At 73.0% G+C, this 7,023-nt stretch carries 7 protein-coding genes, 1 other RNA gene and 1 pseudogene; 5 read left to right on the forward strand and 4 right to left on the reverse strand.

Annotated elements, in window-relative coordinates; genetic code table 11:
• The first annotated feature begins 453 nt into the window (after positions 1-453).
• The 3 genes from ACFZAX_RS28975 to ACFZAX_RS28985 are packed head-to-tail and all read left to right on the forward strand — an operon-like array spanning position 454 to position 3,364.
• Positions 454-1,290, forward strand: a complete 837-nt coding sequence (locus ACFZAX_RS28975; RefSeq protein WP_390965242.1) for a Nif3-like dinuclear metal center hexameric protein — start codon at positions 454-456, stop codon at positions 1,288-1,290.
• A complete protein-coding gene (locus ACFZAX_RS28980; RefSeq protein ID WP_390965257.1) occupies positions 1,287-2,030 on the forward strand; it encodes a C4-type zinc ribbon domain-containing protein in 744 nt (247 codons plus the stop codon). Before ACFZAX_RS28975 ends, ACFZAX_RS28980 begins: the two co-directional genes overlap by 4 nt.
• A complete protein-coding gene (locus ACFZAX_RS28985; RefSeq protein WP_390965243.1) occupies positions 2,030-3,364 on the forward strand; it encodes a bifunctional RNase H/acid phosphatase in 1,335 nt (444 codons plus the stop codon). Before ACFZAX_RS28980 ends, ACFZAX_RS28985 begins: the two co-directional genes overlap by 1 nt.
• Before the next feature lie 39 nt (positions 3,365-3,403).
• Here the strand turns inward: ACFZAX_RS28985 and eda are convergent, their stop codons facing one another.
• Together eda and yaaA are read right to left on the reverse strand one after the other, a co-directional pair.
• The gene (gene eda, locus ACFZAX_RS28990) at positions 3,404-4,063 is read right to left on the reverse strand and encodes a bifunctional 4-hydroxy-2-oxoglutarate aldolase/2-dehydro-3-deoxy-phosphogluconate aldolase (RefSeq protein WP_390965244.1); all 660 of its coding nucleotides are present in this window, start codon (positions 4,061-4,063) and stop codon (positions 3,404-3,406) included.
• A gap of 109 nt (positions 4,064-4,172) precedes the next feature.
• Positions 4,173-4,973 (reverse strand): peroxide stress protein YaaA, encoded by an 801-nt coding sequence (gene yaaA, locus ACFZAX_RS28995; protein ID WP_390965245.1) that lies wholly within the window; start codon positions 4,971-4,973, stop codon positions 4,173-4,175.
• A gap of 259 nt (positions 4,974-5,232) precedes the next feature.
• Between yaaA and ACFZAX_RS29000 the strand changes: the two genes are divergently transcribed.
• Positions 5,233-5,787: a WHG domain-containing protein gene (locus tag ACFZAX_RS29000; protein WP_390965246.1), complete on the forward strand. Its 555-nt coding sequence runs from the start codon at positions 5,233-5,235 to the stop codon at positions 5,785-5,787.
• Between the two features lie 91 nt (positions 5,788-5,878).
• An RNA gene (rnpB, locus tag ACFZAX_RS29005) (RNase P RNA component class A) lies at positions 5,879-6,280 on the forward strand.
• A gap of 107 nt (positions 6,281-6,387) precedes the next feature.
• Here the strand turns inward: rnpB and ACFZAX_RS29010 are convergent.
• Both ACFZAX_RS29010 and ACFZAX_RS29015 read right to left on the reverse strand, forming a co-directional pair.
• Positions 6,388-6,906 (reverse strand): hypothetical protein, encoded by a 519-nt coding sequence (locus tag ACFZAX_RS29010; protein ID WP_390965258.1) that lies wholly within the window; start codon positions 6,904-6,906, stop codon positions 6,388-6,390.
• A 22-nt stretch (positions 6,907-6,928) separates the two neighbouring features.
• Positions 6,929-7,023, reverse strand: a pseudogene (locus ACFZAX_RS29015) (IS5/IS1182 family transposase); the annotation flags it as partial.

The raw sequence follows: 7,023 nt of genomic DNA on the forward strand, positions 1-7,023 counted from the left end.
GTGGTGGTCCGTCCGGATTCCACCGGTCCCCCCGGCCCTCGCTCCTCCGGCTCCTCACGTCCGTGCGAGTTCCCGGGGGTCCCGGGATCTTCTGGTTCTTCGGAGGCGGGCTCCGGCTCCCCGGCAGCCCCGACGCCCCCTTCGGTCGGACCTTCTTCGACACAGGCAGTCATGGGTGTGTCACCTCCGGCGACCGAAGGTAGTTTTCACGCTTTCCCAAGGCCAACGCCACACCCGCCGCTTCACACATACGGATGGTGTAAACCCGATTTGCCCGTGAAGCCCTCCGGGGCTGTGCTTCTGCCGGGCGATCCACGTCCCGGCCCGTCCGACGCCCGTCCGACGCTCGTCCGTCGCCTGTCCGAGGTGACGATGCGTGACCGGAGAGGACCGCTACGGGTGGGTACGCGCAGCCAGGACCGGTGGGGTGCGCAGGCCAGGTAGCCTTTCCCCGTGCCCCGTCTGTCTGAAGTCATCGCCGAGCTCGACGCCCTCTGGCCCCCCGAGCGGGCCGAGGGGTGGGACGCGGTGGGTACGGTCTGCGGCGATCCCGACGCGGAGACCGACCGGGTCCTGTTCGCCGTCGACCCGGTGGGGAGCGTCGTCGACGAGGCGGTACGCCTCGGCACCCAGCTGATCGTCACCCATCACCCGCTCTACCTGCGGGGTACGACGACCGTCGCGGCCGACACCTTCAAGGGCCGGGTCGTGCACACCCTCATCAGGCAGGGCATCGCGCTGCACGTCGCGCACACCAACGCCGACACCGCCGACCCCGGGGTCTCCGACGCCCTGGCCGGAGCGCTCGGCCTGCGGGTCACCGGCCCCCTGGTGCCCGACCCCACCGACCGGCACGGCCGCCGCGGCCTCGGCCGGATCTGCGAGCTGGACCACCCCGAGACGCTGAGTGACTTCGCCGCCCGCGCCGCTGCCCGGCTGCCCGCCACCGCGCAGGGCGTCCGGCTGGCCGGCGACCCGGAGGCGACCGTGCGTACGGTCGCCGTCAGCGGCGGCTCCGGCGACAGCCTCTTCGACGCGGTGCGCGCGGCGGGCGTCGACGCCTTCCTCACCGCCGACCTGCGCCACCACCCGGCCTCCGAGGCCGTGCAGCACTCCCCGCTCGGCCTGGTCGACGCCGCGCACTGGGCCACCGAGTGGCCCTGGTGCGAGCAGGCGGCGGCGCAGCTGGACGCGATTTCCGACCGCCACGGATGGGACCTGCGGGTCCACGTCTCGAAGCAGGTCACCGACCCCTGGACCACCCACCACTCTTCTGGAGCCCCCAACTGAACGCCGCGCCCGCCGACCAGATCCGACTCCTCGACGTCCAGGCTCTCGACGTTCGCCTCGCGCAGACCGCGCACAAGCGGGCCTCGCTGCCGGAGCACGCGGAGATCGAGTCCCTCAACAACGACCTCACGCAGCTCCGCGACCTGCTGGTCGCCTCGCAGACCGAGGAGAGCGACACCAGCCGCGAGCAGACCAAGGCGGAGCAGGACGTCGACCAGGTGCGCCAGCGCTCCGTCCGCGACCAGCAGCGTCTCGACTCCGGCGCGGTCTCCTCGCCGAAGGACCTGGAGAACCTCCAGCGCGAGATCACCTCGCTGGCCAAGCGCCAGGGTGACCTGGAGGACGTCGTCCTCGAGATCATGGAGCGCCGCGAGGCCGCGCAGGAGCGGGTCGCCGAGCTGACCGACCGGGTCGCCGCCGTGCAGGCCAAGGTCGACGACGCCACCGGGCGCCGCGACGCCGCGCTCAAGGAGCTCGACGCGCAGGCCGAGACGATCACCAAGGACCGCGCCGTCGTCGCCGACGTCATCCCCGCCGACCTGCTGAAGCTGTACGACAAGCTCCGCGCCCAGCAGGGCGGCGTCGGTGCCGCCCGGCTCTACCAGCGCCGCTGCGAGGGCTGCCGCCTGGAGCTGAACATCACCGAGGTCAACGACGTGAAGGCGGCGTCCCCCGACACCGTGCTGCGCTGCGAGAACTGCCACCGCATCCTGGTGCGCACCTCGGACTCGGGCCTGTAATGACCGCGTCCCACCAGCTCGTCGTCGAAGCCGACGGAGGCTCCCGGGGTAACCCGGGACCCGCCGGCTACGGCGCCGTCGTCGTGGACCCGGCGACCGGCGAGACCCTCGCCGAGGCCGCCGAGTACATCGGCATCGCGACGAACAACGTCGCCGAGTACCGGGGCCTGATCGCCGGCCTGCGGGCCGCGAAGGCGTTGTTCCCGGAGGCGGCGGACGGTTCCGTCCGGGTCCACGTGCGGATGGACTCGAAGCTGGTGGTCGAGCAGATGTCGGGCCGCTGGAAGATCAAGCACCCCGACATGAAGCCCCTCGCGGCGGAGGCTGCCACCGTCTTCCCGCCCTCCGCCGTCACGTACGAGTGGATGCCGCGCGAGCGGAACAAGCACGCGGACCGGCTCGCCAACGAGGCGATGGACGCGGGCCGCCGGGGCGAGCGGTGGGAGCCCTCCGCCTCCACCGCCGGCCTGGACGCCCCCGCCCGCCCGTCCGTCGGCGAGTTCGGGGACGTACCGCCCGGTGAGGTGGGCGACGCGTCCGCCGGAGCCGCCAAGGTGCGCGCCGCCCTCGCCGCCGCCCGCACCGGCTCCACGGACTCCGCGAGCGCCTCCGGCGGGGTGTCCCGTACGCGTACCCCCGAAACGGCCGTCGTCCCGGACGCCGTCCCCGCTGCCGCGCCCCGGAGGGGGTGGGCCGCCGCTCCGGACATGGGCGCCCCCGCCACCTTCCTGCTGCTCCGGCACGGGGAGACCGTCCTGACCCCGGAGAAGCGGTTCTCCGGCAGCGGCGGCACCGACCCCGAACTCTCCGCGACCGGCCGTGAGCAGGCCGAACGCGCCGCCGCGCACTTCGCGGCCCTCGGCACGGTCCAGGACATCGTCAGCTCGCCGCTGCGCCGGTGCCGGGAGACGGCGGGCGCGGTGGCGGCCCGGCTCGGTCTCGACGTGACGATCGACGAGGGGCTGCGCGAGACCGACTTCGGCGCCTGGGAGGGGCTCACCTTCGCCGAGGTCCGCGAACGGTACGGCTCCGACCTGACGACCTGGCTCGCCGACCCCCAGGCGGCACCCACGGGCGGTGGCGAGAGCTTCGTGGAGGTCGCGGACCGGGTGGCCGTCGCCCGCGACCGGCTGGCCGCCGCGTACGCGGGCCGTACCGTGCTGCTGGTCAGCCATGTGACGCCCGTCAAGACCCTGGTCAGGCTGGCATTGGGCGCTCCGCCGGAGTCCATGTTCCGCATGGAGCTCGCCGCCGCGTCGCTCTCCGAGGTCGCGTACTACGCCGACGGCAACGCGTCCGTACGGCTCTTCAACGACACCTCGTACCTGCGGTAGCCGCCCCGGTCGCCCGACCGGGGCGAACTCGGCGCCGCGTCAGGTGCGCAGCGCCGCCGCCTCGGCGGCCAGCCGCTCCACCCGCGCCCAGTCCTTCGTAGCGACGGCCTCACGTGGAAGCATCCAACTGCCGCCCACGCAACCGACGTTGGACAGCGCGAGATAGTGCGGGGCCGAGGCCTCGGAGATGCCCCCGGTGGGGCAGAACCGCGCCTGCGGCAGCGGGGCGGCGAGCGCCTTGAGATAGGCGGTGCCGCCTGCCGCCTCCGCGGGGAAGAACTTCATGTCGGTGACCCCGCGTTCGAGCAGGGCGACCACCTCGGACGCGGACGAGACGCCCGGCAGGAAGGGCAGCCCGGACGCCCGCATCGCCGCCAGCAGGGTGTCCGTCCACCCCGGGCTGACCAGGAACCGTGCCCCGGCGGCCACCGTCTCCGCCACGTTCGCCGCGGATATCACCGTGCCCGCCCCCACCACGGCCTGCGGCACCTCGCGGGCGATGGCCGCGATCGCTTCCAGCGCCGCGGACGTCCGGAGCGTCACCTCGATCGCCGGGAGACCGCCCGCGACGAGCGCCCGGGCCAGTGGCACGGCGTCCGACGCGTCCTCCAGAACGACGACGGGAACGACAGGGGCCAGATCGAGCACGGAGTGGACAGGGGTGGAGGCAGCGGCAACGGGCGCGGGGGAGGCGGTCATGGCGCCATCCTGCCGCCGGACCGCACACCCTGCAACGGTCGTTGCGCATGCTGCAACGCGGCCCCGGTGCCGGGTGGAGGCGGACCCTCAGTGGATCTCGGGATCTCCGTCAGTGGATCTCCGTCACCACGACGTCGAGCGACCACGGCCGCCCCGCGCGGGCCGGCGCCTCGGCCTCCACCACGTGGCCGAGGTCCCGCAGCACCTCCACGAGCTGCTCCGGGCTCGCCGGTGCGGCGCCCGCCTCCAGCAGATCGCGGACCATGCGGCCCTTCGTCGCCTTGTTGAAGTGACTGACCACGGAACGCTTCTCGACCCCGTCGGCCCTCTGCGAGTGGAGCACCCGCACGCTCGCCGTACGCCCCGCGAGCTCCCCCTTCGGCTTCCACGCCGACGCGTACGCGGAGGACCGCAGATCCAGGACGAGCCCGTCGCCGGCGGCCTCCGGCAGGACCGGCTCCATCGCCGCACGCCAGTGCGCGGCGAGCGAGCCGAGGGCCGGAAGCTTCACACCCATCGAGCAGCGGTACGACGGAATCCGGTCGCCGACCCGCACGGCGCCCCAGAGCCCGGAGAAGATCAGCAGCGAGGCCGACGCCCGCCGCCGGGCCGCCGCGTCCAGGGTGGCCAGCTCCAGCGCGTCGTACAGGACCCCCGTGTAGATCTCGCCGGCCGGCCGGGTCGGAGCCGTACGCAGCTCCGCGTTCTTGCCGACCTCGCCCCGCAGCCCCTCGGTGAGCCCGAGCACACCGCGCGCCTTCTCCTCGTCGGCCAGACACAGCTCCACCAGCTCGTCCAGCACGGCCGCACGCGCGGGGGCGAGCCCCGGCAGCGACAGGGACTCGGGCTTCAGGGGTGCTCCGCGTCCCGGGGCGGCCTTGCCCTCGGAGGGCGGCAACAGCACGAGCACGGCGGTTCTCCTTCGTACGGGGGCGGAACAACCAGGTTACGGGGCCGGGGGAGGGCTCCGGCCGGTCGCGGGCGCTCCCCGGGCGCTCCCCGGGCGCTCCCCGGGCGCTCCCCGGGCGGGGGCCTGGGTGGGACCTTGGTGGGGCCTGGGTGGGGGCTGGGTGGGACCTGGGCGGGGTCTCCTTTCAGCCACCTCGGCCGGATCTCGTACGATCGCGCTGGCCGCCACGGACGCTCCGGGGCCAGGAAGGGTGATCCGCGTGACCGACCTCGCCGTCCGCGTCGCCGCTGGCAGCCCCGCCACCGGCCGCCCCCGGCAGATCGTGGCAGCCGCCCGCGCCCTGCTGGAGGAGGAGGGCCCGGAGGCCCTCACCATGCGGCGCCTGGCCGAACGCGTGGGGTTCCGGGCCTCGTCCCTGTACAAGTACTTCCCCGACAAGTCCTCGGTGGTGGCGGCTCTGGCGGCCGAGATGTACCGCGAGACGGCCGTCGTGCTGACCGCCGCCGAGGCGTCGGCGCCCGGCTCGTTCCCCGCCCTGGCCACGGCCTACCGCGCCTACGCCCTGGCCCACCCCCACCTCTACCTGCTCGCCACCGGCTGCCGTCCGGACCTCCCGGCCCTCGTCCCCGACCGCCGCGAGGCCGCCGCCCCCCTCTACCGGGCCGTGGCCGGCGACGCGGACCGCGCCCGGGCGGCCTGGGCGTTCGCGCACGGCATGGTCGTCCTCGAACTGAACGGCCGCTTCCCGCCGGACACCGACCTCACCGAGGCCTGGACCGCGGGCATCGCCGCCTTCACGGCCTTCCCGGGGTGAGGCGGGGCGGCCTTCACGGCCAGGAGCGGGGAGCGGCGAGGAGCCGCAGGCGGGAGCCCTTCCGCGCCGGGTACGATGGCCCCACGGCAGACGAGCCGGGCGGACGGCCGCGTGGGGATCTCCGGATCTCCCCGAGGAACGTCCGGGCTCCACAGGGCAGGGTGGTGGCTAACGGCCACCCGAGGTGACTCGCGGGACAGTGCCACAGAAAACAGACCGCCCGGGACCCAGGTCCTGGGTAAGGGTGAAACGGTGGTGTAAGAGACCACCAGCGCCTGAGGCGACTCAGGCGGCTAGGTAAACCCCACCCGGAGCAAGGTCAAGAAGGACCGTCGCAAGACGGCCCTGCGCGAACGTTCGAGGGCGGCCCGCCCGAGTTCGCGGGTAGACCGCAGGAGGCCGGTAGCAATGCCGGTCCTAGATGGATGGCCGTCTCCCCGGCCGCCGCGAGGCGACCGGGCGACAGAACCCGGCGTACAGCCCGACTCGTCTGCCTTACAGCTTCGGCTTTGCCAGAGAAAGGGCCCCGGCGTGCACCGGGAGCTCTTTCCGGGCAGTTCCGGGGGCCGCCGCTCACGCTCGACGGTCAGCCCTTCGGGATCAACGGCAGTCGTCCAGGATCTGCCCGATCGCCCCTTTGTGCGCTCGCGGAAGACCGCGCGGAAGTTGTCCCAGCTTTTCGACCACCGCGGAAACCCATGCGGGGTCGCCGAGGCGTGATGCCTCTCCCCGCTCGGTCACCTGGCCGAGGAACCGGGAGAGAATCCTGATCTCCCCTGGGGGATACCAGCGCGCGTGGTGGCTGAACACCGCTTGCCAGTCGCCGCGTCCGTTGCGCAGGTGCGCCGTGAGGTGGGCCGGTCCGCCGCCGGAGACGGATGCTCCCCTGAGATTCGCCATGATCTCGTTGGTCTTGGCGAGCCCCTTGGAGTTGCCCAGCCGCGTCGCGGCGGCGTAGATCCGCATGTCGGTGAACGCCTTCCAAGGCACGAGGGGCGCTTCCACGCCTCCGACCCAGTGGGACATTCCGCTCTGCTCGAAACGGAGGTGGTCCTTGTTCGGATCGCCGATGACCCAGGAGCCGTTTGCACACTCCAGAGGGCCGAAACGGTCGTACATTTACTGAGCCTCTTTCATCCTGATAGTCGCAGGTCAGTAGCGTGTGGACGGCCTGGACGATGGTGCCGATACGGCGGGTGGAGCATCGCGCTCGTCGGAGTAGTCGCCAGGTCTTCA

This window comes from Streptomyces sp. NPDC008125, assembly GCF_042957125.1.
GTDB lineage: Bacteria > Actinomycetota > Actinomycetes > Streptomycetales > Streptomycetaceae > Streptomyces.

Excerpts from the sequence above, each read along its gene's own strand:
- ACFZAX_RS28985 (WP_390965243.1), top strand. The coding sequence starts at position 2,030 with ATGACCGCGTCCCACCAGCTCGTCGTCGAAGCCGACGGAGGCTCCCGG.
- eda (WP_390965244.1), bottom strand. The coding sequence starts at position 4,063 with ATGACCGCCTCCCCCGCGCCCGTTGCCGCTGCCTCCACCCCTGTCCAC.
- ACFZAX_RS29010 (WP_390965258.1), bottom strand. The coding sequence starts at position 6,906 with ATGTACGACCGTTTCGGCCCTCTGGAGTGTGCAAACGGCTCCTGGGTC.